Consider the following 24124-nt stretch of genomic DNA (forward strand, 5'->3'; position numbering starts at 1 on the left):
ACGGGGGGGGGGGGGGGGGGGGGGGGGGGGGGGGGGGGGGGGGGGCGCGGGCCGGGGGACCCAGCCCCCGCCCCACCCCCACCCCCCAACCTCAGCTCGTCAGCGCCGCCGCGAGCGCGTCGAACGCGGCGATGTAGGCATCCACCGACTCGTCGGAGTGCACCACGGAGAGGGTCCACTCCTCCTCACGGCCGGGCGTCATGAAGATCCCGTGGTTCATGTTCCACAGCCACGCCAGATCGCACAGCTCGACGTCCTGCGCGTTCTTGAAGGTCTCGTAGTCGACGATCTTCTCGGTGGAGAACGTCACGCAGCCCTTGGAGCCGATGCCGATCGCGTACCCCGCGAGGTCGTACTTGTCGATCACGGCCTGGCAGCCGGCGACGATCCGATCGTTGAGCTCGCCCAGCCGCACGTACGCCTCGGGGGTCAGCACCTCGAGCAGCGAGGCCTTCGCCGCGGCCATCGACAGCGGGTTCCCGTTGTAGGTGCCCACCTGGTAGACGGAGTGGTCCTCGACCACGCTCATGACCTCCTCGGTGCCGCCGATGGCGCCCGAGGGCATGCCGCCGCCCAGCACCTTCGCGAGCGTCACCATGTCGGGGGTGACCCCGAACTTCTCGGTCGCGCCGCCCGCGGCGATGGCGAGACCCGTCTTGACCTCGTCGAAGATCAGGACGATCCCGTGCCTGCGCGTGATCTCGCGGACGGCCTCGAGGTAGCCCGGCTCGGGCAGCACCACGCCCAGGTTCATCATGGCGGCCTCCATGATCACGCACGCCGGCTTCCGGCCCTCCGCGTCGAGGCGCTCGATGCGGCGCTCCATCGCGCCCGCGTCGTTGAACGGCACAGCGATGGTCATGTCGACCACCGCCTGCGGGATGCCCGCGCCGTAGGGGAGCGAGGCGAGGTTCTCGCGGTCGCCGATCTTGTCGTACTCGACGCCGATCGACACCATGACCGTGTCGTGGTGGCCGTGGTACGAGCCGAAGATCTTCATGACGGTGTCGCGGCCGGTGTAGGCGCGGGCGATGCGGATCGCATCCATCGTGGACTCGGAGCCCGAGTTGGTGAAGCGCCACTTGGGGATGCCCCAGCGGCGGGCGAGCTCGTCGGCGACGTCGATGACGTCCTCGGTGGCCGCGGCGAAGTGCGTGCCGAGCGGGTAGCGCTTCTGGATCGCGTCGCCGATCGCCGGGTGCGCGTGGCCCTGGACCATCGACCCGAAGCCGTTGTGGAAGTCGAAGTACTCGTTGCCGTCGACGTCCGTGATGCGGTCGCCCGCGCCGGACTCGATGTAGATCGGCCACGGGTCGCGGCCCTGGTAGCTGGACGCGACGCCGCCCGAGAGGTGCTCGCTGGCGTGCGCGTACATCGCCTTGGACTTCGTGGTGCGCTCGTTGAGGAGCGCGGTCTGCTCCTCGATGAGCTGGGCGATGCGGGCGCGGTCGAGAATGACAGGCATGGTTCCCTCCACCCGACCGGCCTGGCGTCGGGTGTCTCCGAGAAACGGAGGGGACCGATCGGCCGCCGGCCTGGCGCGACCCGATCGCGACGCGCGACGGCGTCTGAACAGGATGGTAACCGAGCGCCCCGGGCGCCCGTCAACGGTCATGGGTGGACGATGCGTCAGGCGGTGCCGCATCGTCCGCCGGTCCGTCCGGCCGGGTCCCTCGCCCCTTGCGCGCGATGGCACGGGTGGGCTTCGATCTCCTCAGGCGGCGTCCCCGTGGCCGGACCGTCTGGACAGGACTGGAGCTGATATCCGTGGGCACCACGGTCTTCGAACGTGACCGACCCTCCGCCGACGCCGTGCGCGCGATGCTCGCGTCGTCGCGCCTCGCCCCCTTCTGGACGGACGATGCGCCGGGGCCGGAGCGCCCCGCCCTCGCGGGCAGCCATCGGGCCGACCTGGTGGTGGTCGGCGGCGGCTACAGCGGCCTGTGGACCGCGGTGATGGCGAAGGAGCGCGATCCCGACCTCGACGTGGTGATCCTCGAGGCGCGCCGCGTCGGATGGGCGGCCTCGGGCCGCAACGGCGGCTTCTGCGAGGCCTCGCTGACGCACGGGCGCGAGAACGGAGAGTCGCGCTGGCCCGAGGAGATCGACCGGCTCGACCAGCTGGGCCGCGAGAACCTCGACCAGATCGAGGCCACCGTCGCCCGCTACGGCATGGACGTGGACTGGCAGCGCACGGGCGCCCTCGCCGTGGCCGTGGAGCCGCACCAGGTCGACTGGCTCCGCGACGACGAGGGCTTCCTCGACGCCGCCGGCACCCGCGCGCTGGTCGACTCGCCCACCTACCTGGCCGGCAGCCTCAGCCCGGACGACACCGCCCTGGTGCATCCGGCGAAGCTCGCCCGGGAGCTCGCACGGGTGGCCGAGGAGCTCGGCGTGCGCATCTTCGAGCGCTCGCCCGTGACCGCTCTCGAGGACGGCCCGGCGGTGCGCACCGGGGACGGCGTGGTCGCCGCGCGCAAGGTCGCGCTCGCGACCAACGTGTTCCCGTCCCTGCTCAAGCGCAACCGGCTCATGACGGTGCCGGTCTTCGACTACTCGCTGATGACCGAGCCGCTCACGGCAGCGCAGCTCGGGGCGATCGGGTGGGAGGGGCGCCAGGGGGTCGCGGACCTGGGCAACCAGTTCCACTACTACCGGCTGACGGCTGACGACCGCCTCCTGTTCGGCGGCTACGACGCCATCTACTACGCGGGCGGTCGTCTCAAGGCGGCCTACCAGGACCGCTCCGAGTCCTACGAGCGGCTCGCGAGCCACCTGCTCACCACCTTCCCGCAGCTCGAGGGCATCGAGGCCACCCATCGCTGGGCGGGCGCGATCGACACGAGCACGCGGTTCTGCGCCTTCTTCGGCTCGGCCCGCGGCGGCGACGTCGCGTACTCGGTCGGCTTCACCGGGCTCGGCGTCGGCGCGACCCGGTTCGGCGCGAACGTGATGCTCGACCTGCTGACCGGCGAGGACACGGAGCGCACCCGCCTGCGCATGGTGCGGGAGCGTCCGCTGCCGTTCCCGCCCGAGCCGCTGGCGAGCATCGGCATCAACGCCACACGCTGGTCGCTCGATCGCGCGGACCACCACGAGGGGCGCCGCAACCTGCTGCTCCGCACGCTCGACCGCCTCGGATTGGGGTTCGACTCATGACCGACATCGCTCCCGGCGCCGCCGTCGACCTCACCGCGCTGCCGATCGAGACCGAGCCGGTGCCGGACGATGCGCTGGAGGCCGGCGCGCCCGTGCACGGCGCGGCGGCGCTCGCCGAGATCGGCGCGGTCGAGATCGGGGTCTGGGAGATGACGCCGGGCGTCGCCACGGACGTCGAGGTGGACGAGGTGTTCGTCGTGCTCGCGGGTCGCGCGCGCATCGAGTACCTCGAACCCGCGCTGCCGCCCGCGGAGGTCGGCCCGGGCTCGCTCGTGTGGCTGCAGGCAGGCATGCGCACGCGGTGGACGGTCACCGAGACGCTGCGGAAGGTCTACGTCGCACCCTGAGGCCGTCAGGCGCGGTGGCGGGACAGCAGCGCGATGTGCAGCGCCGTCTGGGTCTCGCCGTCCTCGAGGTCGACCTCGAGCAGGCGCGAGATCAGGTCGAGGCGCTGGTAGAACACCGATCGCGACAGGTGCGCCGCCTTCGCGGCCGCGGTCCGGTTGCCGGGATGCGCGAGCGCGGCGCCCAGCACCTGGAGCAGGTCCCCGCCCGTGCGCTGGTCGTGCTCGATGAGCGGGGTGAGCATGCGCTCGCCGTGGTCGAGCAGGCGGTGGTCGTCGCGCAGGCTGCTGATGAGGCGCGCCAGCGGGCGTCGCTCGACCCAGTGGACCTGCTGCTCGGCCGCGGTGTCGGGGGCGTTGTCGAGCGCCTCGTGCAGCGACAGCAGGGCGCCCTCGATGTCGGTGGCCGCGGTGCCGATCGTGGCGCACACGCGTCCCCCGTCGGGGGCCGCGCGCAGCAGCGTGCGCAGGTGGTCGTCGTCGAGGGGACGATGCTGGGGGTTCGACAGCAGCACCATCGTCAGCGGGGCGCCCGTCCGGCTGGTGATCGCCAGCGCGCGGGCGCGGGCGCCGAGCGCGAGCGCCCACGCCTCGACGTCGGCCGGGGTGCGACCCGCGCCGCTGAGCACCAGGCCGTACAGCAGCCGGCCCGCGACCGGGACGCCTGCGGCCTCGAGGCGCGCGGCCGCGGCCTCGGGGCTCTGGAAGCGGCCCGCCATGAGCGGTTCGAGCAGGTGGCGGCGCGCGAGGGTGGACCAGGTGTCGACGCCGCCGTCGGCGAGGCGGCCGAGCGCGAGGGCGATCGCGCCCTGCAGCAGCACGTTCCGGCGGCCGGCGGGATGGGCGGGCCCCGGCAGCGCGACCAGCGAGCCCCAGCGCTTGCCGCGCGCGTCGACGGGCACCACGACCCAGCCCTCCTCGAGCGCGTTGCCGCGGTGCGCTCCGCGCGAGCGCCGCTCCCAGTCGTGCAGCGCCGCCGCCTCGGCCCCGGCCGGCACCTCCGCGATCAGCATCTCGTGCGCGAGGCTCTCCAGCACCACAGGGGCGCCCAGGGTGCGGGCGAGCTCGCGGACCACGTGGTCCGCGGGGGAGCCGCGCAGGGCGAGACCGGTGAAGAGCTCCCGGACCTCGTCGCGGGCGCGCAGCGCCGCCATCTGGCCCGCGATGATCCGGCTGTGGCCGGCCTCCGTGAGCGTGACGAAGCGCACCACGCGGTGCAGCACCACCAGCGCGAGGCCGTGGCGCTGCGCGGCCGCGCGGACCGCCGTCGGGACCTCGAGATACCGGGTGCCCAGCTCGAGCAGCAGGGCGGACAGGCCCGCGTCCACGAGCGAGGTGATGAAGGCGTCGAGCTCGGCGTCGGTGTCGGGCCACGCGGTGCCCATCGACAGCAGCAGCTCGCGTCCGTCGAGGTGGACCGCGATGTCGTCGCGCTCCGAGGTGTGCACCCACCTCACCGGCGCCTCCAGAGCGGCGCCGCCGACGATCACCTCGGGCACCCCCTCGAGGAAGGCGGGCTCCGTCAGCAGCTCGGCGACGGAGGGCAGCGCGGACAGCGCATGGCGCTCCGGACGATGTGTTCGGGTGCTCGCGAGATTGCGACGATCGGCCACCACCATGTGCCTGCCCTCTGTGTGAGTCTTGGGTGACAGCCATCGTAGCCGGACCCTGCAGAGTGTCCGGCGCCCGTCGTCAGAGGGAGTGTTCGTGGAGGTCATCCGTCATCACGTCGCCGGGGAGGCGACCGGCAGCACCGAGCGCACCGGGCCGGTCTTCGACCCGGCCACGGGCGAGCAGCGCGCGGAGGTGACCTTCGCATCGTCCGCCGAGGTTGACGCCGTGATCGCGAGCGCCGTCGAGGCGCAGCGTGCGTGGGCGGCCACCGGCCTCGTCCGTCGCGCCGACGTCCTGTTCCGGATGAGGCAGCTCCTGGTCGAGCGCGCCGACGAGCTCGCGGCGGTCATCACCTCCGAGCACGGCAAGGTCATCGCGGACGCCAAGGGCGAGATCAGCCGCGGCATCGAGAACGTCGAGTTCGCGTCCGGCCTGGTCAACCTCCTCAAGGGCGAGCACGCGACCCAGGTCGCCTCGGGCGTCGACGTCCACACCCTCAAGCAGCCCGTGGGCGTGGTCGGCGCGATCACGCCGTTCAACTTCCCGGTGATGGTGCCGCTGTGGATGGCGGCGTCCGCGATCGCGTGCGGCAACGCGGTGATCCTCAAGCCGTCGGAGAAGGACCCGAGCTCGGCCGTGTTCCTGGCCCGGCTGTGGGAGGAGGCGGGCCTGCCGGCAGGCGTCCTCAACGTGGTCCACGGCGACAAGGAGGCCGTCGACGCGATCCTCGACTCGCCGCAGGTCGGCGCCGTCAGCTTTGTCGGCTCGACCCCGATCGCCCGCTCGATCTACGAGCGCGCGGCGGGCAACGGCAAGCGGGTCCAGGCGCTCGGCGGCGCGAAGAACCACATGATCGTGATGCCCGACGCGGACCTCGACGGCGCCGCCGACGCGGCGGTGTCCGCCGCCTACGGCTCGGCCGGCGAGCGCTGCATGGCGATCTCGGTGCTGGTCGCGGTGGGCGCGGAGACCGCCGACGCGCTGGTCGCGAAGGTGACGGAGCGCATCGGCAACCTGCGCATCGGTCCCGGCACCGACCCGGCGTCGGAGATGGGCCCCCTCATCACGCGGGAGCACCGGGAGAAGGTCGCCTCCTACGTGACCGGCGCGCCCGCCGAGGGCGCCACCGTGGTGGTCGACGGCACGGCGCAGGAGTTCGACGGCGACGGCTACTTCATCGGCGTCTCGCTGGTCGACCACGTGAAGCCCGGCATGAAGGTGTACTCCGACGAGATCTTCGGCCCCGTGCTCTCCGTGGTGCGTGTCGACAGCTACGACGAGGCCGTCGCGCTGGTCAACGCGAACTCCTTCGCCAACGGCACCGCGATCTTCACCCGCGACGGCGGCACCGCGCGCCGGTTCGAGCTCGACATCCAGGTGGGCATGGTGGGCATCAACGTGCCGCTGCCCGTGCCGATCGGGGCCTTCTCGTTCGGCGGCTGGAAGCAGTCGCTGTTCGGCGACTCGCACATCTACGGCCCCGAGTCGATCCACTTCTACACGCGCTCCAAGGTGGTCACCACGCGGTGGCCCCTGCCGTCCGAGTCCCAGATCGACCTGGGCTTCCCCAGCAACCACTGAGCAGCAGGAGAGGAACCGTATGACCGAGCAGCTGATGACCGGAGACGAGGCCCGCGTCCGCGCGGACGACCGCGCGCACGTGTTCCACTCGTGGAGCGCGCAGGCCCAGATCGACCCGCTGCCCGTCGCCGGCGGCGCCGGCGCCGAGTTCTGGGACTACGCGGGCAACCGCTACCTCGACTTCGCGTCGCAGCTGGTCAACCTCAACCTGGGCCACCAGCATCCGGACCTGGTCGCCGCGATCGAGCGCCAGGCGGGGCGCATGGCCACCATCCAGCCGTCGTTCGCGAACGACGTACGCGGCGAGCTCGCCCGGCGCATCGTCGACGTGGCGGGGGCGCCCTTCTCCAAGGTGTTCTTCACCAACGGCGGCGCCGACGCGAACGAGAACGCGGTGCGCATGGCGCGCCTGAGCACCGGCCGTCGCAAGGTGATGGCGATGTACCGCAGCTACCACGGCAACACCACCACGGCGATCTCCCTCACGGGCGACCCGCGCCGCTGGCCCAACGAGCCGGCCGACGGCTCGGTCGTGCACTTCTTCGGCCCCTACCTCTACCGCTCGCCGTTCTACTCCCAGACCCCCGAGGAGGAGACCGAGCGCGCGCTCGCGCACCTCGAGCAGCAGATCGTGCTCGAGGGCGCGGCGACCATCGCGGCGATCATCATCGAGACCGTGGTGGGCACCAACGGCGTGCTGGTGCCCCCGCCGGGCTACCTCCAGGGCGTGCGCGCGCTGTGCGACAAGTACGGGATCGTCTACATCGCGGACGAGGTGATGGTCGGCTTCGGCCGCACCGGCGAGTGGTTCGCGTTCCAGGGCCACGACGTGGTGCCGGACCTCATCACCTTCGCCAAGGGCGTCAACTCCGGCTACGTTCCGCTGGGCGGCGTGGTGATCTCGGACGCGATCGCCCGCGTCTTCGACGACCGCGCGTTCCCCGGCGGCCTGACCTACTCCGGCCACCCGCTCGCCTGCGCCCCCGGCATCGCGACCTTCGAGGTGTTCGAGCGTGACGGCATCCTCGCGCGGGTCAAGGACCTGGGCGAGCGCGTGGTGCGCCCCACCCTCGAGGGCTGGCTCGAGACCCACCCCAGCGTGGGCGAGATCCGCGGCACGGGCCTGTTCTGGGCCATCGAGCTGGTCAAGGATCGGGACACCCGCGAGGGCCTGGTGCCCTTCAACGCGTCGGGTGCGGACGCCGCCCCGATGGCGGCCCTCGCGGCCGCCTGCAAGAAGGCCGGACTGTGGCCCTTCATCCACTTCAACCGCATCCACGTCGCGCCCCCGCTGGTCATCACCGAGGATGAGCTGCGCCGCGGCCTGGACATCATCGACGCGGCCCTCGTGGTCGCAGACGGAGCAGCAGCATGACCCTCACCCCCGAGGCGGGCCCGCTGATCGGCGGACCCGGCCTGCCGCAGGAGCGCCGCCTGGTCACGGCGATCCCGGGGCCCCGCTCGCAGGAGCTCCTCGACCGGAAGGCGGCCGCCGTGGCGGCGGGCGTCGGTCACACCGCGCCCATCTCGGCGGTCGCCGCGGGAGGCGGCGTCGTGGTCGACGCCGACGGCAACTCGCTGATCGACCTGGGCTCCGGGATCGCGGTCACGTCCGTGGGCAACGCCCACCCCGGCGTGGTCGAGGCCGTCCAGCGTCAGGCGGCGCAGTTCACGCACACCTGCTTCATGGTGTCGCCCTACGAGGGCTACGTCGAGGTGTGCGAGGCCCTCAACCGCCTCGTGCCGGGCGCCTTCGCCAAGAAGTCCGCGCTGTTCAACTCCGGCGCAGAGGCGGTCGAGAACGCCGTCAAGATCGCGCGCAAGTTCACCGGCCGGCAGGCCGTGGTCGCCTTCGATCACGCCTACCACGGGCGGACCAACCTCACCATGGCGCTGACGGCGAAGTCGATGCCCTACAAGAGCGGCTTCGGGCCCTTCGCGTCCGAGGTCTACCGCGCGCCCGCGTCCTACCCGCTGCGCGACGGCCTGTCCGGTGCGGAGGCAGCGGCGCGCTCCATCGACCTCATCGAGAAGCAGGTGGGTGCGGCGAACCTCGCGGCCGTCATCATCGAGCCGATCCAGGGCGAGGGCGGCTTCATCGTCCCGGCCGAGGGCTTCCTGCCCGCCGTCGCGGACTGGTGCCGCGACAACGGCGTGGTCTTCATCGCCGACGAGGTCCAGACCGGCTTCGGCCGCACCGGCGCGATGTTCGCGTCCGAGCTGTTCGGTGTCGAGCCCGACCTCATGACCCTGGCGAAGGGCATCGCGGGCGGCCTGCCGCTCGCCGCGGTCACCGGCCGCGCGGACATCATGGACGCGTCGCACGCCGGCGGCCTGGGCGGCACGTACGGGGGCAACCCCATCGCGTGCGCGGCCGCGCTCGCCTCGATCGACGCGTTCGAGCACGGCGGCCTGGTGGACCGTGCGACGGAGATCGGCACGCTGCTCACCTCCCGCCTGGACACGATGCGCGAGTCCGACCCGCGCATCGCCGAGGTCCGCGGGCGCGGCGCGATGGTCGCGGTCGAGTTCGTCGACCCGACCACGGGCGCCCCGGACGCGGCGCTCGCGGGCAGGGTCGCCAAGGGAGCGATCGCCGAGGGGGTGATCGTGCTCACCTGCGGCACCCACGGCAACGTCATCCGATTCCTGCCGCCGCTGTCCATCTCGGATGCTCTCCTGGCGGAGGGGCTCGACGTGATCGCGGCGCAGCTCGCCGGGGCGTCGGCATGACCGCGGAGCGGGAGGGCGCCGTCCTCGACGCCATGCCCACCGGGCTGTACATCGGGGGGGAGTGGACCGCATCGTCCACCGGCGCGACGTTCGACGTCCGCGACCCGTCGACGGGCGACGTGATCCGGTCGATCGCCGACGCGTCGCCGGACGATGCGCAGCGGGCCCTCGACGCCGCTGTCGCCGCGCAGGACGCCTGGGCAGCGACGGCGCCGCGCGTGCGCGGCGAGCTGCTGCGAGCCGCTTTCGAGAAGGTGCGCGAGCGCGCCGAGGACCTCGCGCTGCTCATGACGCTCGAGATGGGCAAGCCGCTCGCGGAGGCGCGCGGAGAGGTCGCCTACGGCAACGAGTTCCTGCGCTGGTTCTCCGAGGAGGCGGTCCGCATCACCGGCCGCTACGGGCTCAACCCGGAGGGCACGGGTCGCATGGTGGTCTCGCGGCGGCCGGTCGGACCGTCGTACCTGATCACGCCCTGGAACTTCCCCCTCGCGATGGCGACCCGGAAGATCGCGCCGGCGCTCGCGGCGGGCTGCACCGTGGTGGTCAAGCCCGCGGCCCTCACGCCGCTGACCACGCTGGCGTTCGCCGGGATCCTCGAGGAGGTCGGCGTGCCGGCGGGCGTGGTCAACGTCATCACCTCGACGGACTCGCGCGGCGTCACCGCTCCGATCCTCGCGGACCCGCGCCTGCGCAAGCTGTCCTTCACCGGCTCCACCGAGGTGGGGCGCGCGCTGATCAAGCAGGCCGCCGACGGCGTGCTCCGGGTGTCCATGGAGCTGGGCGGCAACGCGCCGTTCCTCGTCTTCGAGGATGCGGACCTGGACAAGGCCGTCGAGGGCGCGCTCATGGCCAAGTTCCGCAACATCGGCCAGGCGTGCACCGCCGCCAACCGCTTCATCGTCCACGCGTCGGTCGCCGACGAGTTCGCGCGTCGCGTCACCGAGCGCGTCACCGCCATGCGGGTCGGCCGCGGTACCGAGGACGGCGTCCAGATCGGGCCGCTCATCGACGACCGGGCCGTCGCATCGTCCCTCGCCCTGGTGGACGATGCGGTGACCAGGGGCGCCTCCCTGGCGACCGGCGGCGCGGCGGTGGACGGCCCCGGCACGTTCCTCCAGCCCACGGTCCTCACCGACGTGCAGCCCGGCTCCGAGATCCTCTCGACGGAGATCTTCGGGCCGGTGCTGGCGATCGCGACCTTCGAGACCGAGGAGGAGGGCGTCGCGCTCGCCAACGCCACCGAGTACGGCCTGGTCTCGTACGCGTACACGCAGGATCTCGCGCGCGGCCATCGCCTGATCGACTCGCTCGCCACCGGCATGATGGGTCTGAACGCGGGCGTGGTGTCCAACGCCGCCGCACCGTTCGGCGGCGTCAAGCAGTCGGGCATCGGGCGCGAGGGCGGCCTCGAGGGCATCGACGAGTACCTGTCCACCAAGTACACCCTGATCCCCGTCGACTGAGACCGACCGAGCTTCAAGGAAGAGGAGAGAGATGAACTACGCAGTGGTCAACCCCGCGACCGGAGAGACGCTCGCCGAGTACCCCACCATGACCGACGCCGAGGTCCCCGCGGCCGTCGCCGCCGCCGACGCCGCCTACCGCGGCTGGCTGCGGAGCTCGACGCCCGCCGAGCGCGCCGCCGTCATCCGTCGCGTGGCGGAGCTCCACCGGGAGCGCCGCGAGGAGCTCGCCGCGATCATCGTGCGCGAGATGGGCAAGCCGATGTCGCATGCCCTGGGCGAGGTCGACTTCGCCGCGGACATCACCGAGTACTACGCCGACAACGCCGAGGCGATCACGGGCGACACCCCGATCGACATCCTGGGCGAGGGCACCGCGGTGATCCGCCGCTCGGCGCTCGGCCCGCTGCTCGGCATCATGCCGTGGAACTTCCCCTACTACCAGGTGGCACGCTTCGCCGCGCCGAACATCGTGGTGGGCAACAGCATCGTCCTCAAGCACGCCCCGCAGTGCCCCGAGTCGGCCGCCGCGATCGAGCAGATGTACCGCGACGCAGGCGCCCCCGAGGGCGTCTACGTCAACGTGTACGCGTCGAACGAGCAGGCCGCGCAGATCATCGCGGACCCGCGCATCCACGGCGTCTCGGTGACGGGCTCCGAGCGGGCGGGCTCCGCCGTGGCCGCGCTCGCGGGCCAGCACCTCAAGAAGGTCGCGCTCGAGCTGGGCGGGTCGGACCCGTTCATCCTGCTGTCGACCGAGGACATGGACGCCGTGGTCGAGGGCGCCGTCGAGGCCCGCATGGACAACAGCGGGCAGTCCTGCAACGCCCCCAAGCGGTTCATCGTGATCGACTCGCTGTACGACGAGTTCCTCGAGAAGTTCACCGCCGCCATGGTCGCGTGCAAGGCCGGCGACGGCTTCGAGGAGGACTCGGTGATCGGACCGCTGTCCTCCCTCGCCGCGGCCGAGCGGCTCGAGGGCCAGGTCGCGACGGCGGTCGCGCAGGGCGCGACCCTGGTCGCGGGCGGGACCCGCGACGGAGCCTTCTACGCGCCGACGGTGCTGACCGGGGTCACCCCCGAGATGGACGTGTACCGCGAGGAGCTGTTCGGGCCCGCGGCCGCCGTGTACAAGGTCACGAGCGAGGAGGAGGCGATCGCGCTGGCGAACGACACCGCGTTCGGCCTGGGCTCCTACGTCTACACGACGGACGAGGCGCAGGCGCAGCGCGTGGCCGACGCGATCGAGGCCGGCATGGTCTACGTCAACTGCGTGCTGGCCGACAGCCCCGAGCTGCCGTTCGGCGGTGTGAAGCGCTCCGGCACCTCGCGGGAGATGGGCCTGCTGGCCGCGGACGAGTTCGTCAACAAGAAGCTCATCCGCGTGGCCTGAGCCCGCTCGCCGACCCGGCGCCCGGCCGCATCGCCTGTCTCTCCGCGATGCGCGCCGGGCGCCGTCGTGTCCGGCACGGATCGCTTCACGGGGGGCGATCCGCGCTCGAGGTCGACACGATTCCCTTCATGAGCGAGGGAAGGGGGTCGGGGGAGAGGGTCGCGAGTGGGGGCGGGGTCGGGGGCGAGGCGCATCGCGCTCACCGGATGCATACCCCCTGGGGTATAGTTCTCCCCATGACCCGCATCAAGACCCGCGCCGCCATGCTCGGTGCCGCCATGCTCGCCGCCGTCACGCTGTCCGCCTGCTCGGGCGGCGAGGACGCCCCCCTCGCCTTCGACGGAGGCCACGTCAGCGCCGAGCGGTTCGCCGAGGCCGTCGCCACCGACGGCGTGGTCGTCATCGACGTCCGCACGCCCGCCGAGTACGCCGAGGGCCACCTGCCCGAGGCCGTGAACATCGACGTCCAGGGCGCCGACTTCGACGCGCAGATCGCCGCGCTCGACCCCGAGGGCGAGTACGCCGTGTACTGCCGCTCCGGCAACCGCTCGCGCGCCGCGATCGAGGGGATGGCCGCCGACGGCGTCGAGGGCACCGTGGGCCTGGAGGGCGGCATCGGCGCCTGGACGGGCGACATCGTCGCGGGCTGACGGGGGCTCTCCCTCCAGCCCCACCCGCGCCCGATCCGCACCCGCGCCCGATCCGCACCCCGACCGCCTCGTGAAGACGATCGTGTCGTTCGCGGGGCGCGGATCGATCTCCCGAAGAGAATCGTGCCGATCTCGGCCCTGAGCCTCACCCCTCGGGCTTGACCAGCTCCCCTCGCGCCACGGCCACGCCGGTGCGCCACCCGAGCCCCAGCACGAGCAGGGTCGCCGCGGTGAGCGCGAGCGCGCCCACCCAGGCCGCGAACGCGGTCGCGCCCGCCCCGTAGGCCGCGAGCAGCGCCGACGCCGCCGCCGCGAGCGGGAACGTGTAGGCCCACGCGCTGACCGCGAACGGGACCCGCCGCAGCGCGTTGGCCTGCGCCGCGAGCAGGGCGAGCTGGAAGATCACCACGCCCAGCAGCATCATCGCGAGCGGGTCGGTCCAGGCGCCGCCGAGCCGCACCCATGACAGCGCCGCCACCGCGGGAGGCGCGACCAGGATCGCGAGCGTCGGTGCGAGCCGCGGCGGGATCACGCCCGCGACGAACAGCCGCTGGAGCACGATCGGCAGCAGCCCCAGCCAGAACACGGAGCCGATCCCGAAGAAGTACCAGTTGATCTCCGCGGGCGCGTGGGCCACGCCGGCGAGCGGCGCCACCAGGTTGCCCACCACGGGGATGAACCAGGCGGGATGCACGTGGATGGTCTCGATCCGCGCGTCGGCGATCCACGTGCGCATGATCAGCACGGTCGCGATCGCCTGGAGCCCCGCGCCGGTCCACCACAGTCCCGCGGAGAGCGGCTCGCTCATCGGCAGGAACGCGATCGCGAGGACCATCATCGAGATCGGGATGGTCGCGACGAAGGCCGCCTTGACCGGGTGGGTCCACTCCGCGAGCGCCGCGCGCGGGTGGCGGATCACCTTGGCGCCGTAGGCGGCGAGCGCGACCGCGAGCACCGCGAGCCCGGCCCAGGCGAGCGCCTGCCCGACCGCGACGCCGAGGTCGAACGTCTCGACGGCGCGGTGCCACCCGACGGCCGTGCCGCCGACGCCCATCGCGATGGCGAACACGCCCACCGGCAGGTGAGCCAGGGACGATGCGGGGGCGACGGGTGCGCTCATGGGTCCTCCTTCGCGGTCACGATATACCCCAGCGGGTACCGCTTCTCCGAGTCCATCCGATCGCGGCCGCGCAGGCGTGTGACCAAGGTCCCCCGAATCGGGTCCGCGAGTCCGGGAGGATGCCGCTTGACACCGGCGTCTTTCGAAAAGCAATGGCGCTGTCGCCGGGGTTTTTCGAAGGGAGAACAACGATGTCCATCCTTGACCGCGAACGGACGATCGCGCCACCCGGGTACAACCGGTGGCTCGTGCCGCCCGCCGCCCTCGCCGTGCATCTCAGCATCGGCCAGGTGTACGCCTACTCCGTCCTCAAGGACGCCCTGCGCGACAGGTTCGACGCCTCGCACACGCAGATCGGCGTGATCTTCTCGATCTCGATCGTCATGCTGGGATTGTCGGCCGCGTTCGGCGGCCGGTGGATGGAGCGCAACGGCCCGCGCAAGACCATGGTGATCTCCGCGGCCGCCTGGGTGAGCGGCTTCGCGATCGCGGGTCTGGGCGTGTCGATCGGCCAGCTGTGGGTGGTCTACCTCGGCTACGGCGTGATCGGCGGCATCGGCCTGGGGCTCGGGTACATCTCGCCGGTGTCGACCCTCATCAAGTGGTTCCCGGACCGGCCGGGCCTCGCGACGGGTCTCGCGATCATGGGCTTCGGTGGTGGCGCGCTGCTCGCCGCACCCCTCACCCAGTTCCTGCTCAAGACCTACGGCGACACCGAGGCGGACGCGCTGGTGCCGACGTTCCTCACGCTGGGCGGCCTCTACGCCTCGCTGATGCTGATGGGCGCGGCGGTGGTCAGGGTCCCCCCGAAGGGCTACAAGCCGGACGGCTGGGAGCCCACCGAGCACGTTGCGAAGGTCTCGAGCGGCGGACAGGTGAGCGCGAAGAACGCGATCAAGACCTTCCCGTTCTGGATGCTGTGGCTGGTGCTGTTCACCAACGTGACCGCGGGCATCGGCATCCTCGAGAACGCCAAGCCCATGATCGAGGACTACTTCCCGGCCGTCACGGCGGCCGCGGCGGCCGGCTTCGTCGGCCTGCTGTCGCTCGCGAACATGGGTGGCCGGATCGGCTGGTCCAGCTTCTCCGACGTGATCGGGCGCAAGGCGATGTACGTCATCTACCTCGGGGTCGGGGCGCTCGCCTACACGGGCGTCGCGCTGTTCGGGCCCGTCAACGTGGCGCTGTTCGTGGCGCTGGTGGTGCTGATCATCAGCTTCTACGGCGGCGGCTTCGCGACCATCCCGGCGTACCTCAAGGACGTGTTCGGCGAGTTCGAGGTGGGGGCCATCCACGGGCGGCTGCTCACCGCGTGGTCCGCCGCCGGCGTCGCGGGTCCGCTCATCATCAACGGCCTGCTCGACATCCTCGAGGGTCAGGGGCTCGAGGGTGCGGACCTGTACCGCCCGTCGATGCTCGTGATGGTGGGCGTGCTGGCGATCGGCTTCATCGCGAACCTGCTGGTGCGGCCGGTGCACGCGCGCTGGCACGAGGCGGCGGACGCGGTGCCTGACCACGAGCGGCACCACGCCGCCGAGATCGAGGAGCCCGCGCTCGCGGGCGCGGGAAAGGAGGGCTGAGCCATGGAGCGGAGGACCCCCGGGGTGACCAATCCCCTCGCGTACGTGCTCTGGGTGCTCGTCGGGGCCGGGCTGATCTACGGGATCAGCCAGACCGCCGTCAAGGCATTCGCGCTGTTCACGGGCTGACGCCCGGCCGTGGCGCGGGGCCGGCATCCTGCGGGATGCCGGCCCCGCGTCGTGCCGGGACGGGACGATGCCCGGGGCGCCCGTGGCGCTCCACGCAACCCCCGCATCGTCCTCATGGGCGGTCGTGCACGGCACGATGCGTGTCCGATTTGTCCCTTCATCCTCCCTGGAAAATATGCCCCGTGGGGTATAAAACCCCTGGTAGTAGGCCAATGGTCCCCGGGACCTTCGCCGCGAGACAGGTCCCGGTCCCGGGCGTACGTTGAGGGACATGGGGATGAGGCCCGGAGGGGGTCGAAGCCCAGCACAGAGGAGCCAGATAGAGATGACCACCACCGCCCCGGAGAGCAAGGCCACGGTTTCCGTCGCCGACGCCATCGACCAGCTCGTCCAGAACGGCAAGAAGGCGCTCGACGCCTACAGCGCGTTCACCCAGGACGACGTCAACCTGCTCGTCAAGAAGGCCTCGGTCGCCGCCCTGAACCAGCACGGCGAGCTCGCCGTCCTCGCGGTCGAGGAGACCGGCCGCGGCGTGTTCGAGGACAAGGCCGTCAAGAACATCTTCGCCTGCGAGCACGTGACCCACTCGATGGCGCCGATGAAGACCGTCGGCATCATCAACGAGGACCCGATCAAGGGCATCATCGAGATCGCGGAGCCCGTCGGCGTCGTCGCCGGCGTGACCCCCGTGACCAACCCCACCTCGACCGCGATCTTCAAGTCGCTCATCGCGCTCAAGACCCGCAACCCGATCATCTTCGCGTTCCACCCGAGCGCCCAGAAGTCGTCGATCGCCGCGGCCAAGATCGTGCGCGACGCGGCCATCGCCGCCGGTGCCCCCGAGCACTGCATCCAGTGGGTCGAGACCCCCTCGATCGAGGCGACCAACGCGCTCATGAACCACGACGGCGTCGCGCTGATCCTCGCGACCGGCGGCAACGCGATGGTCAAGGCGGCGTACTCCTGCGGCAAGCCCGCCCTGGGCGTCGGCGCGGGCAACGTCCCCGCCTACGTGCACAAGTCGGCGAACCTCAAGCGCTCGATCAACGACCTGGTGATCTCGAAGGCGTTCGACAACGGCATGGTCTGCGCGTCGGAGCAGGCCGTGATCCTCGACGCCGAGATCTACGACGAGGCGCTCTCGCTGTTCGACCGGCTCCACGCGTACATGGCCACCCCCGCCGAGAAGGCGATGCTCGAGGAGTTCATCTTCGGCGTCCAGGCCAACGGCGAGAACTGCGCCGGCGCCAAGCTCAACCCGAACGTGGTGGGCAAGACCCCGCAGTGGATCGCCGAGCAGGCCGGCTTCTCCGTCCCGGAGGAGACCTCGATCATCCTGGCCGAGGTGTCCACCGTCGGCGAGTCCGAGCCCCTCACCCGTGAGAAGCTCGCGCCGGTGCTGGCCGTCCTCAAGGCCGAGTCGACCGAGCAGGGCCTCGAGTACGCCCAGCGCATGGTCGAGTTCCACGGCCTGGGCCACTCCGCCGCGATCCACGCGACCGACGACGAGCTCGTCAAGGAGTTCGGCAAGCGCTGCAAGGCCGTCCGCATCATCGTCAACTCCCCGTCCTCGCACGGCGGCATCGGCGACATCTACAACGCCTTCATGCCGTCCCTCACGCTCGGCTGCGGCTCCTACGGCCGCAACTCGGTGTCCGCGAACGTCACCGCGGTGAACCTCATCAACGTCAAGCGGATCGGCCGGAGGAACAACAACATGCAGTGGTTCAAGGTTCCGGCCAAGACCTACTTCGAGCCGAACGCGATCCAGTACCTCCACGACATGAACGGTGTCGAGCGCGTCACGATCGTCACCGACGCGACCATGACCCGCATCGGCGTCGTGGACAAGGTCCTCGACGTCCTCAACCGCCGCACCAACCCGGTCTCCGTCCAGATCATGGACAACGTCGAGCCGGAGCCGAGCGTCTCCACCGTCCGCAAGGGCGCCGAGACCCTCCGCGCCTTCAAGCCCGACACGATCATCGCGGTCGGCGGCGGCTCGCCGATGGACGCCGCCAAGGTCATGTGGCTGCTGTACGAGCACCCCGAGGTCGACTTCGCGGACCTGAAGGAGAAGTTCTTCGACGTCCGCAAGCGCGCCTTCCAGTTCCCGAAGCTGGGCGAGCTCGCCAAGCTGGTCTGCATCCCGACCACCTCGGGCACCGGCTCGGAGGTCACCCCCTTCGCGGTCATCTCGGACCCGGAGAACGGCCGCAAGTACCCGCTCGCGGACTACGCGCTCACGCCGACCGTCGCGATCGTGGACCCGGTCCTCACCGCGAACCTCCCGTCGCGCGTGGCCGCCGACTCCGGCTTCGACGCCCTGACCCACGCCACCGAGGCCTACGTCTCCGTGTACGCGAACGACTACACCGACGGTCTCGCCCTGCAGGCCATCAAGATGGTCTTCCAGTACATCGAGGAGTCCGTCACGGTCGGCGGCGGCGCGGTCAAGGCGCGCGAGAAGATGCACAACGCCGCGACCATCGCGGGCATGGCCTTCGCCAACGCCTTCCTGGGCCTGGTGCACGCGATGTCCCACGTCACCGGCTCGACCCACCACGTGGCGCACGGTCGCACCAACGCGATCTACCTGCCCCACGTGATCCGCTACAACGGCAAGGTCCCGACCAAGCCGACCTCGTGGCCCAAGGCGGAGTCCTACGTCGCCCCCGAGCGCTACCAGGAGATCGCCCAGATGCTGGGTCTCCCGGCCTCGACCCCCGAGGAGGGCGTGGAGTCCTACGCGAAGGCCGTCGAGGAGCTGCGCGACAAGGTCGGCATCGAGCGGTCCTTCCAGGAGGTCGGCGTCGACGAGACCGACTTCATGTCGGGCCTCGACACCCTGGCCATGAACGCCTACGCCGACCAGTGCGCCCCCGCCAACCCGCGCCTTCCGATCCTCGAGGACATGAAGGTGATGATGGAGGCCGCGTACTACGGCACCACCTGGGACCAGGTGAAGGCCGGCCGCAAGACCGAGGCCTCGCCCAAGGTGGAGGCCAAGAAGGCTCCCGCCAAGAAGGCCGCCGCGAAGAAGGCCTGACAGATCTGGCTCCTGGGGTGATCTCGCCCCGGTAGTCCTCTCCAGGAGGGCCCCCGATCCCACAAGGATCGGGGGCCCTTCCCTCTGCCCGGGGACGATGCGTCGGTGACCTACGCTGGAGCCCTTCCCTACCTCTGGAGGCGTCTCATGGCCCTGCCGTCCGTCCGTCGCATCGTGGTCGCCCTCGCGGCCGGCGCGCTCGCGCTGTCGCTCACCGGCTGCGGCGACGTCGAGCAGTCGATCGCCGACGCGACCTCCGGTGCCAAGGACGCGATCGAGAAGGCCAACGAGGTGGCGGAGGAGGCGAGCGAGCGCGCCGAGGAGATCCAGGACAGCGTCGGCGAGGCCGTCGACAGTGCGAACGACGCCGTCGACAGCGCCAAGGACGCGCTCGACTCCGTCACCGGGGGCTGACCGGGCCCCACGTCCGGGCGCTGCGCCGCCCGTCCGCCACTAGACTTGACGCTCGTGGCCACCGACTTCGCGACCGAGATCCAGGAACTCCGCTCGACCTTCTCCCAGATCGAGGCGGTGACGGACCCGACCCGGTTGAAGGCGCGCATCGCCGAGCTCGAGGAGCAGGCGGCTGCCCCGGACCTGTGGGACGACCAGGAGAACGCGCAGGCGGTCACCAGCCAGCTCAGCCAGGCGAACGCGGAGCTCGAGCGCGTCACCCGCATGGGCAGCCGGATCGACGACCTGGAGGTGCTGGTCGAGCTGGGCACCGAGGGCGACGATGAGGAGACCCTCGCCGAGGCCGACGCCGAGCTCGCGAAGCTCAAGACCGACCTCGCCGCCATGGAGGTCCGCACCCTGATGACGGGGGAGTGGGACGAGCGCAACGCCGTGGTGACGATCCGCTCCGGCGCCGGCGGCGACGACGCCACCGACTTCGCCGAGATGCTGCTGCGCATGTACCTGCGCTGGGCCGAGCGGCACGGTTACTCCACCAAGGTGCTCGACACCTCCTACGCCGAGGGCGCCGGCATCAAGTCCGCGACCTTCGAGCTCAACGCCCCGTACGCCTACGGCACCCTGTCCGTCGAGGCGGGCACCCACCGGCTCGCGCGCATCAGCCCGTTCGGCTCGGCCGACAAGCGCCAGACCTCGTTCGCCGCGGTCGAGGTGATCCCGCAGATCGAGTCGACCGACCACATCGAGGTCCCCGAGTCGGAGATCAAGGTCGACGTGTTCCGCTCCTCGGGCCCCGGCGGCCAGTCGGTCAACACCACCGACTCCGCGGTGCGCCTCACCCACCTCCCGACCGGCATCGTCGTGTCGATGCAGGACGAGAAGTCGCAGATCCAGAACCGCGCCGCCGCCATGCGCGTGCTCCAGTCGCGCCTGCTGCTGCTCAAGAAGGAGGAGGAGGCCGCGCAGAAGAAGGAGCTCGCGGGCGACATCAAGGCGTCGTGGGGCGACCAGATGCGCTCCTACTTCCTCTACGGCCAGCAGCTGGTCAAGGACCTGCGCACCGGCTACGAGGTCGGCAACCCCCAGGTGGTCTTCGACGGCGACCTCGACGGGTTCATCGACGCCGGCATCCGCTGGCGCCGCGCCGGCCAGAACGCGGAGTAACCCGGACAGCCCGCACGGAACCGGTCCCGGGTCGGCGGTGTGTCGCGGGACGATGCGCGGTTCGGCTCGGCGTGTCGCGCCCAGATCCGTGCGCACCGTCCGGGAGGGAAGCTCAAGGAAGCACCGATGGTCGACATGTGACCAATCGGGCACGCGGGTCGCGGCGCGCCTCCCCCGAGCGCCGGAGCCGCATTCCTACGATGCTGGAGAGGTGCGGGTCCTACCCCTCGCACGCCATCACCGCATGATTCGACTCGATGACGTCACCAAGGTCTACAAGCGGGGCGCACGCCCCGCCCTCGACTCTGTCTCCGTGGAGATCGAGCGAGGGGACTTCGTGTTCCTGGTCGGGTCCTCGGGATCCGGCAAGTCGACCTTCCTCAAGCTGATCCTGCGCGAGGAGCGCCCCACCGGCGGAGACGTCTACGTGGCGGGCCGCCACCTCAACAAGCTCTCCGCCTGGCGCGTGCCGCACCTGCGTCGCGAGATCGGCGCGGTGTTCCAGGACTTCCGCCTGCTGCCGAACAAGACCGTCTACCAGAACGTCGCGTTCGCGCTGCAGGTGATCGGCAAGAGCAAGCACCACATCCAGGCGACCGTGCCCGAGATGCTCGAGCTGGTGGGCCTGTCCGGCAAGGAGCGGCGCATGCCGCACGAGCTCTCCGGCGGAGAGCAGCAGCGCGTGGCGATCGCGCGCGCGTTCGTCAACCACCCGCCGATCCTGCTGTGCGACGAGCCGACCGGAAACCTCGATCCCGGCACCTCGGTGGGCATCATGCGCCTGCTCGACCGCATCAACCGCACCGGCACGACGGTGCTGATGGCCACGCACGACGACGAGATCGTCGACCAGATGCGCAAGCGCGTCATCGAGCTCAGGGGCGGCCAGCTGGTCCGCGACCAGGACCGCGGGGTCTACGGGCTGGAGCGCGTATGAGGCTGCGCTTCATCCTCGGCGAGGTCGTCAACGGGCTCCGCCGGAACGGCACCATGGCGCTGTCGGTGGTGCTGGTGACGTTCGTCTCGCTGATGTTCGTCGGCGCGGCCGCGCTCACCCAGATGCAGATCGACCAGCTCAAGGACGACTGGTACGGGAAGGTCGAGATCTCGATCTTCCTGTGCCCGGAGAACTCCACCAACGAGCAGTGCGCGGAGGGTGCCGCCACCCCCGAGCAGGAGGCCGCGATCCGCGCGGTGCTCGAGGAGGGCGCGCTGAGCGACCTGGTCGACACCGTCTACTACGAGTCGCGCGAGGAGGCGTACGACAAGTTCGTCGCCAACGACTCCGAGGGGATCTGGTCGAGCCTCACCCCGGACCAGATGCAGCCGAGCTTCCGCGTGAAGCTGGCGGACCCCGAGCAGTTCGAGGTGGTCGCGGACGCGACCGAGGGGCTGCCGGGGGTCGACGTGGTGCGTGACCAGCGGGAGATCTTCTCCGAGCTGTTCCGGTTCCTCAACGCCGCCACCGTGGTCGCCGCCGCGCTCGCGGGCGTCATGCTGATCGCGGCGATGCTGCTGATCACCACGACGATCCGCCTCAGCGCGCTCAGCCGTCGACGCGAGACCCAGATCATGCGCATGGTCGGCTCGTCCCGCTCGCTGATCCAGATGCCGTTCATGCTCGAGGGTGCCGTCGCGGCGACCGGCGGAGCGCTGCTCGCCGTGGGCGGCCTGTACTTCGGGGTGACGTACCTGGTCGAGGACTGGCTGAAGGGCTCGGTGACCTGGGTCCGGTACATCGGCACCGCGGACGTCTGGACCGTCGCGCCGTGGCTGCTGGTGGTGGCGGTGGGCCTCGCCGCCGTCGCCTCGGTGGTGACGCTGGGGAGGTACACGCGCGCATGATCCGCTCTCGCATCGCACTCGTGGCCGCGGCCGGCACGTTCGCGCTCGCGCTGCTGCTGGGCTTCACGCTGTCCGGGGCGTCCGCCATGGGCGGCTTCCAGACCGCGTCCAGCTACGACGACGACATCGACGATGCGAAGGCGCAGCAGGAGGCGCTGGAGAAGAAGATCGAGGCGCTCGAGGCGGAGCTCGAGGACACCGATGCCGCGATCGTCGAGGCGGCGAAGAAGCTCCTCGAGACCGAGGCCAAGCTGCCCGCCGCGCAGGCGGAGCTGGACGAGGCGAACGACAAGGTCGACGAGGCCCTGGTCCAGCAGAAGCTCGTCGCGGACAAGCTCGCGGCCGCCGAGGCGCAGGACCAGGCCATCTCCGACCAGATCACCGCCGACGAGGCCCGCATCGACGAGCTCCAGGACATCGTCGCCGCGCTCGCCCGCGCCCAGTACCAGGGGGTGGGTGACGACGAGGCTCTCGGCCTGGTGTTCGGGTCGACCACGTCGCAGGAGTTCATCGACGCGTTCGCCGCCGAACACAACGCCTCCCGCGTGCAGTCGAACGCGCTCGCCGACATGGAGGAGATCGCGGCGGTCAACCGCAACCGCGGCGCTCGTCAGGAGGCCGTCCGCGACTACATCGTCGAGCTCAAGGCCGAGGCCGACGCGCTGGTGGTGGAGACCCAACGCCTGCAGGCGATCGCCGAGGAGAAGAAGGCCGCGCTCGACGCGATCATCGCGGAGCAGACGGCGATCAAGAAGGAGCTGGAGGCGCAGAAGGCCCAGGCGATCGCCAAGCAGAAGGAGCTGGCGGCGCAGCAGGACGCGACGCGCGACAAGATCAAGGAGCTGGTCAAGAAGAAGCTCGCCGAGGAGGAGGCCAAGCGCAAGGCGGCCGAGGCGGCCGCGAACAACACCGGCACCATCGCCAAGGGTGTGCTCGCCTACCCGACCGCGGTGCCGTACATCACCAGCTCCTACGGCATGCGCTACCACCCGGTGCTCCACTACTGGCGTCTCCACGCCGGCACCGACTTCCGCGCGTACTGCGGCACGCCCATCTACGCCGCGCGCGAGGGCCGGGTCCAGTGGTCGACCTGGATGTCGGGGTTCGGCAACCAGGTGATGGTCGACCACGGGATCGTCAACGGCAAGTCGCTCATGACCAGCTACAACCACCTCACCCGCTCCGTGGTGAGCTCGGGTCAGTACGTCACCCAGGGCCAGCTGCTCGGCTACTCCGGCAACACGGGCACGTCGACGGCCTGCCACCTGCACTTCGAGGTGTACGTCAACGGCGACACCGTCGATCCGATGACGCTCATCGGCGGCTGACCCCGCGCGGCGCGGACCCGGCTAGACTGGAGGGCCGCATCAGCAGGACCAGCAGTCGAGGAGGTGAGCCATGGTCGAGGCGGAGAAGGTGATCGCGACCAACCGCGCCGCGCGCCACGACTACTTCGTCGACGACGTCTTCGAGGCTGGGATCGTCCTCACCGGCACCGAGGTGAAGTCGTTGCGCCAGGGGCGCGCGACCATCGGCGACGGCTACGTCTACGTCGACGGCGGCGAGGCGTGGGCCGACAACCTCCACATCCCCGAGTACGCGCAGGGCACGTGGACCAACCACGCGCCGCGGCGCAAGCGCAAGCTGCTGCTGCACACCCACGAGATCGAGGAGCTGCAGCAGGCGACCCGCGAGAAGGGCTTCACGATCATCCCGCTGCGGATGTACTTCCTGAACGGTCGCGCGAAGCTCGAGATCGGCATCGCCCGAGGCAAGAAGATGCACGACAAGCGTCAGGCGCTGCGCGAGAAGCAGGACAAGCGCGAGGCGGAGCGGGCCTTCGGCACGCAGCGGCGCATCAACACCTGACGCCGTCGCCCGGGCGC

Annotated in this window: 20 protein-coding genes; 17 read left to right on the forward strand and 3 right to left on the reverse strand. The window is 70.9% G+C overall.

Annotated features, from left to right (window positions below):
• Nucleotides 1-91 precede the first annotated feature (91 nt).
• Nucleotides 92-1465, reverse strand: coding sequence for an aspartate aminotransferase family protein (locus QQX13_RS13340; RefSeq protein ID WP_301121332.1), 1374 nt, complete (start codon nt 1463-1465; stop codon nt 92-94).
• Between the two features lie 302 nt (nt 1466-1767).
• Between QQX13_RS13340 and QQX13_RS13345 the strand changes: the two genes are divergently transcribed.
• Entirely contained in the window at nt 1768-3159 is a 1392-nt protein-coding gene (locus QQX13_RS13345) for an NAD(P)/FAD-dependent oxidoreductase (RefSeq protein ID WP_301153640.1), read from the forward strand.
• On the forward strand, nt 3156-3506 hold the full coding sequence (locus QQX13_RS13350) for a cupin domain-containing protein (RefSeq protein WP_301121328.1): 351 nt from the start codon (nt 3156-3158) through the stop codon (nt 3504-3506). The genes QQX13_RS13345 and QQX13_RS13350 overlap by 4 nt, the downstream gene beginning before the upstream one ends.
• A 5-nt stretch (nt 3507-3511) precedes the next feature.
• Here the strand turns inward: QQX13_RS13350 and QQX13_RS13355 are convergent, their stop codons facing one another.
• On the reverse strand, nt 3512-5122 hold the full coding sequence (locus QQX13_RS13355; protein WP_301153642.1) for a PucR family transcriptional regulator: 1611 nt from the start codon (nt 5120-5122) through the stop codon (nt 3512-3514).
• An 88-nt stretch (nt 5123-5210) separates the two neighbouring features.
• On the opposite strand from QQX13_RS13355, the gene QQX13_RS13360 reads away from it, so the two are divergent.
• The 6 genes from QQX13_RS13360 to QQX13_RS13385 all read left to right on the forward strand — a co-directional run bounded on the left by QQX13_RS13360 (nt 5211) and on the right by QQX13_RS13385 (nt 12937).
• Nucleotides 5211-6698 (forward strand): CoA-acylating methylmalonate-semialdehyde dehydrogenase, encoded by a 1488-nt coding sequence (locus tag QQX13_RS13360; RefSeq protein WP_301153643.1) that lies wholly within the window; start codon nt 5211-5213, stop codon nt 6696-6698.
• Between the two features lie 19 nt (nt 6699-6717).
• Entirely contained in the window at nt 6718-8073 is a 1356-nt protein-coding gene (locus tag QQX13_RS13365) for an aspartate aminotransferase family protein (protein WP_301153645.1), read from the forward strand.
• The gene (gene gabT, locus QQX13_RS13370; protein ID WP_301153647.1) at nt 8070-9431 is read left to right on the forward strand and encodes a 4-aminobutyrate--2-oxoglutarate transaminase; all 1362 of its coding nucleotides are present in this window, start codon (nt 8070-8072) and stop codon (nt 9429-9431) included. Before QQX13_RS13365 ends, gabT begins: the two co-directional genes overlap by 4 nt.
• Nucleotides 9428-10894: an NAD-dependent succinate-semialdehyde dehydrogenase gene (locus tag QQX13_RS13375; RefSeq protein ID WP_301153649.1), complete on the forward strand. Its 1467-nt coding sequence runs from the start codon at nt 9428-9430 to the stop codon at nt 10892-10894. Before gabT ends, QQX13_RS13375 begins: the two co-directional genes overlap by 4 nt.
• A gap of 31 nt (nt 10895-10925) precedes the next feature.
• On the forward strand, nt 10926-12287 hold the full coding sequence (locus QQX13_RS13380; RefSeq protein ID WP_301153650.1) for an NAD-dependent succinate-semialdehyde dehydrogenase: 1362 nt from the start codon (nt 10926-10928) through the stop codon (nt 12285-12287).
• 236 nt (nt 12288-12523) lie between these two features.
• Nucleotides 12524-12937 (forward strand): rhodanese-like domain-containing protein, encoded by a 414-nt coding sequence (locus QQX13_RS13385; RefSeq protein ID WP_301121307.1) that lies wholly within the window; start codon nt 12524-12526, stop codon nt 12935-12937.
• A 145-nt stretch (nt 12938-13082) separates the two neighbouring features.
• Here the strand turns inward: QQX13_RS13385 and QQX13_RS13390 are convergent, their stop codons facing one another.
• Nucleotides 13083-14057: an SLAC1 anion channel family protein gene (locus QQX13_RS13390; RefSeq protein WP_301121305.1), complete on the reverse strand. Its 975-nt coding sequence runs from the start codon at nt 14055-14057 to the stop codon at nt 13083-13085.
• A 191-nt stretch (nt 14058-14248) separates the two neighbouring features.
• On the opposite strand from QQX13_RS13390, the gene QQX13_RS13395 reads away from it, so the two are divergent.
• The 9 genes from QQX13_RS13395 (at nt 14249) to smpB (ending at nt 24107) form a co-directional block, all read left to right on the forward strand.
• A complete protein-coding gene (locus QQX13_RS13395) occupies nt 14249-15637 on the forward strand; it encodes an L-lactate MFS transporter (RefSeq protein ID WP_301121303.1) in 1389 nt (462 codons plus the stop codon).
• 24 nt (nt 15638-15661) lie between these two features.
• Entirely contained in the window at nt 15662-15766 is a 105-nt protein-coding gene (locus tag QQX13_RS13835; RefSeq protein ID WP_436968583.1) for an MFS transporter small subunit, read from the forward strand.
• 325 nt (nt 15767-16091) lie between these two features.
• Nucleotides 16092-18815, forward strand: a complete 2724-nt coding sequence (gene adhE / locus QQX13_RS13400; protein ID WP_301121301.1) for a bifunctional acetaldehyde-CoA/alcohol dehydrogenase — start codon at nt 16092-16094, stop codon at nt 18813-18815.
• Nucleotides 18816-18962: 147 nt separating this feature from the next.
• Complete coding sequence (locus QQX13_RS13405; protein ID WP_301121299.1) at nt 18963-19229, forward strand: hypothetical protein; 267 nt, start codon at nt 18963-18965, stop codon at nt 19227-19229.
• Between the two features lie 54 nt (nt 19230-19283).
• Entirely contained in the window at nt 19284-20393 is a 1110-nt protein-coding gene (prfB, locus tag QQX13_RS13410) for a peptide chain release factor 2 (RefSeq protein ID WP_301121297.1), read from the forward strand.
• A gap of 244 nt (nt 20394-20637) precedes the next feature.
• Nucleotides 20638-21330 carry a cell division ATP-binding protein FtsE gene (gene ftsE / locus QQX13_RS13415; RefSeq protein WP_301121295.1) on the forward strand — a complete coding sequence of 231 codons (693 nt, stop codon included), beginning with the start codon at nt 20638-20640 and terminating at the stop codon, nt 21328-21330.
• Nucleotides 21327-22238 carry a permease-like cell division protein FtsX gene (ftsX, locus tag QQX13_RS13420; RefSeq protein ID WP_301121293.1) on the forward strand — a complete coding sequence of 304 codons (912 nt, stop codon included), beginning with the start codon at nt 21327-21329 and terminating at the stop codon, nt 22236-22238. Before ftsE ends, ftsX begins: the two co-directional genes overlap by 4 nt.
• The gene (locus tag QQX13_RS13425; protein WP_301121291.1) at nt 22235-23566 is read left to right on the forward strand and encodes a M23 family metallopeptidase; all 1332 of its coding nucleotides are present in this window, start codon (nt 22235-22237) and stop codon (nt 23564-23566) included. Before ftsX ends, QQX13_RS13425 begins: the two co-directional genes overlap by 4 nt.
• A 70-nt stretch (nt 23567-23636) precedes the next feature.
• Complete coding sequence (gene smpB, locus QQX13_RS13430) at nt 23637-24107, forward strand: SsrA-binding protein SmpB (protein ID WP_301121289.1); 471 nt, start codon at nt 23637-23639, stop codon at nt 24105-24107.
• Nucleotides 24108-24124 lie beyond the last annotated feature (17 nt).

It is taken from the genome of Demequina lignilytica, assembly GCF_030418375.1.
In the GTDB taxonomy this organism is placed as follows: Bacteria; Actinomycetota; Actinomycetes; order Actinomycetales; family Demequinaceae; genus Demequina; species Demequina lignilytica.

What these genes read in the sequence shown, in the direction of transcription:
- smpB (WP_301121289.1), top strand. Translation starts at nt 23,637, where the DNA reads ATGGTCGAGGCGGAGAAGGTGATCGCGACCAACCGCGCCGCGCGCCAC.
- QQX13_RS13365 (WP_301153645.1), top strand. Translation starts at nt 6,718, where the DNA reads ATGACCGAGCAGCTGATGACCGGAGACGAGGCCCGCGTCCGCGCGGAC.
- QQX13_RS13340 (WP_301121332.1), bottom strand. Translation starts at nt 1,465, where the DNA reads ATGCCTGTCATTCTCGACCGCGCCCGCATCGCCCAGCTCATCGAGGAG.
- ftsX (WP_301121293.1), top strand. Translation starts at nt 21,327, where the DNA reads ATGAGGCTGCGCTTCATCCTCGGCGAGGTCGTCAACGGGCTCCGCCGG.
- gabT (WP_301153647.1), top strand. Translation starts at nt 8,070, where the DNA reads ATGACCCTCACCCCCGAGGCGGGCCCGCTGATCGGCGGACCCGGCCTG.
- QQX13_RS13350 (WP_301121328.1), top strand. Translation starts at nt 3,156, where the DNA reads ATGACCGACATCGCTCCCGGCGCCGCCGTCGACCTCACCGCGCTGCCG.
- QQX13_RS13425 (WP_301121291.1), top strand. Translation starts at nt 22,235, where the DNA reads ATGATCCGCTCTCGCATCGCACTCGTGGCCGCGGCCGGCACGTTCGCG.
- QQX13_RS13395 (WP_301121303.1), top strand. Translation starts at nt 14,249, where the DNA reads ATGTCCATCCTTGACCGCGAACGGACGATCGCGCCACCCGGGTACAAC.
- QQX13_RS13375 (WP_301153649.1), top strand. Translation starts at nt 9,428, where the DNA reads ATGACCGCGGAGCGGGAGGGCGCCGTCCTCGACGCCATGCCCACCGGG.
- adhE (WP_301121301.1), top strand. Translation starts at nt 16,092, where the DNA reads ATGACCACCACCGCCCCGGAGAGCAAGGCCACGGTTTCCGTCGCCGAC.
- ftsE (WP_301121295.1), top strand. Translation starts at nt 20,638, where the DNA reads ATGATTCGACTCGATGACGTCACCAAGGTCTACAAGCGGGGCGCACGC.
- QQX13_RS13405 (WP_301121299.1), top strand. Translation starts at nt 18,963, where the DNA reads ATGGCCCTGCCGTCCGTCCGTCGCATCGTGGTCGCCCTCGCGGCCGGC.
- QQX13_RS13390 (WP_301121305.1), bottom strand. Translation starts at nt 14,057, where the DNA reads ATGAGCGCACCCGTCGCCCCCGCATCGTCCCTGGCTCACCTGCCGGTG.
- QQX13_RS13385 (WP_301121307.1), top strand. Translation starts at nt 12,524, where the DNA reads ATGACCCGCATCAAGACCCGCGCCGCCATGCTCGGTGCCGCCATGCTC.
- QQX13_RS13380 (WP_301153650.1), top strand. Translation starts at nt 10,926, where the DNA reads ATGAACTACGCAGTGGTCAACCCCGCGACCGGAGAGACGCTCGCCGAG.
- QQX13_RS13355 (WP_301153642.1), bottom strand. Translation starts at nt 5,122, where the DNA reads ATGGTGGTGGCCGATCGTCGCAATCTCGCGAGCACCCGAACACATCGT.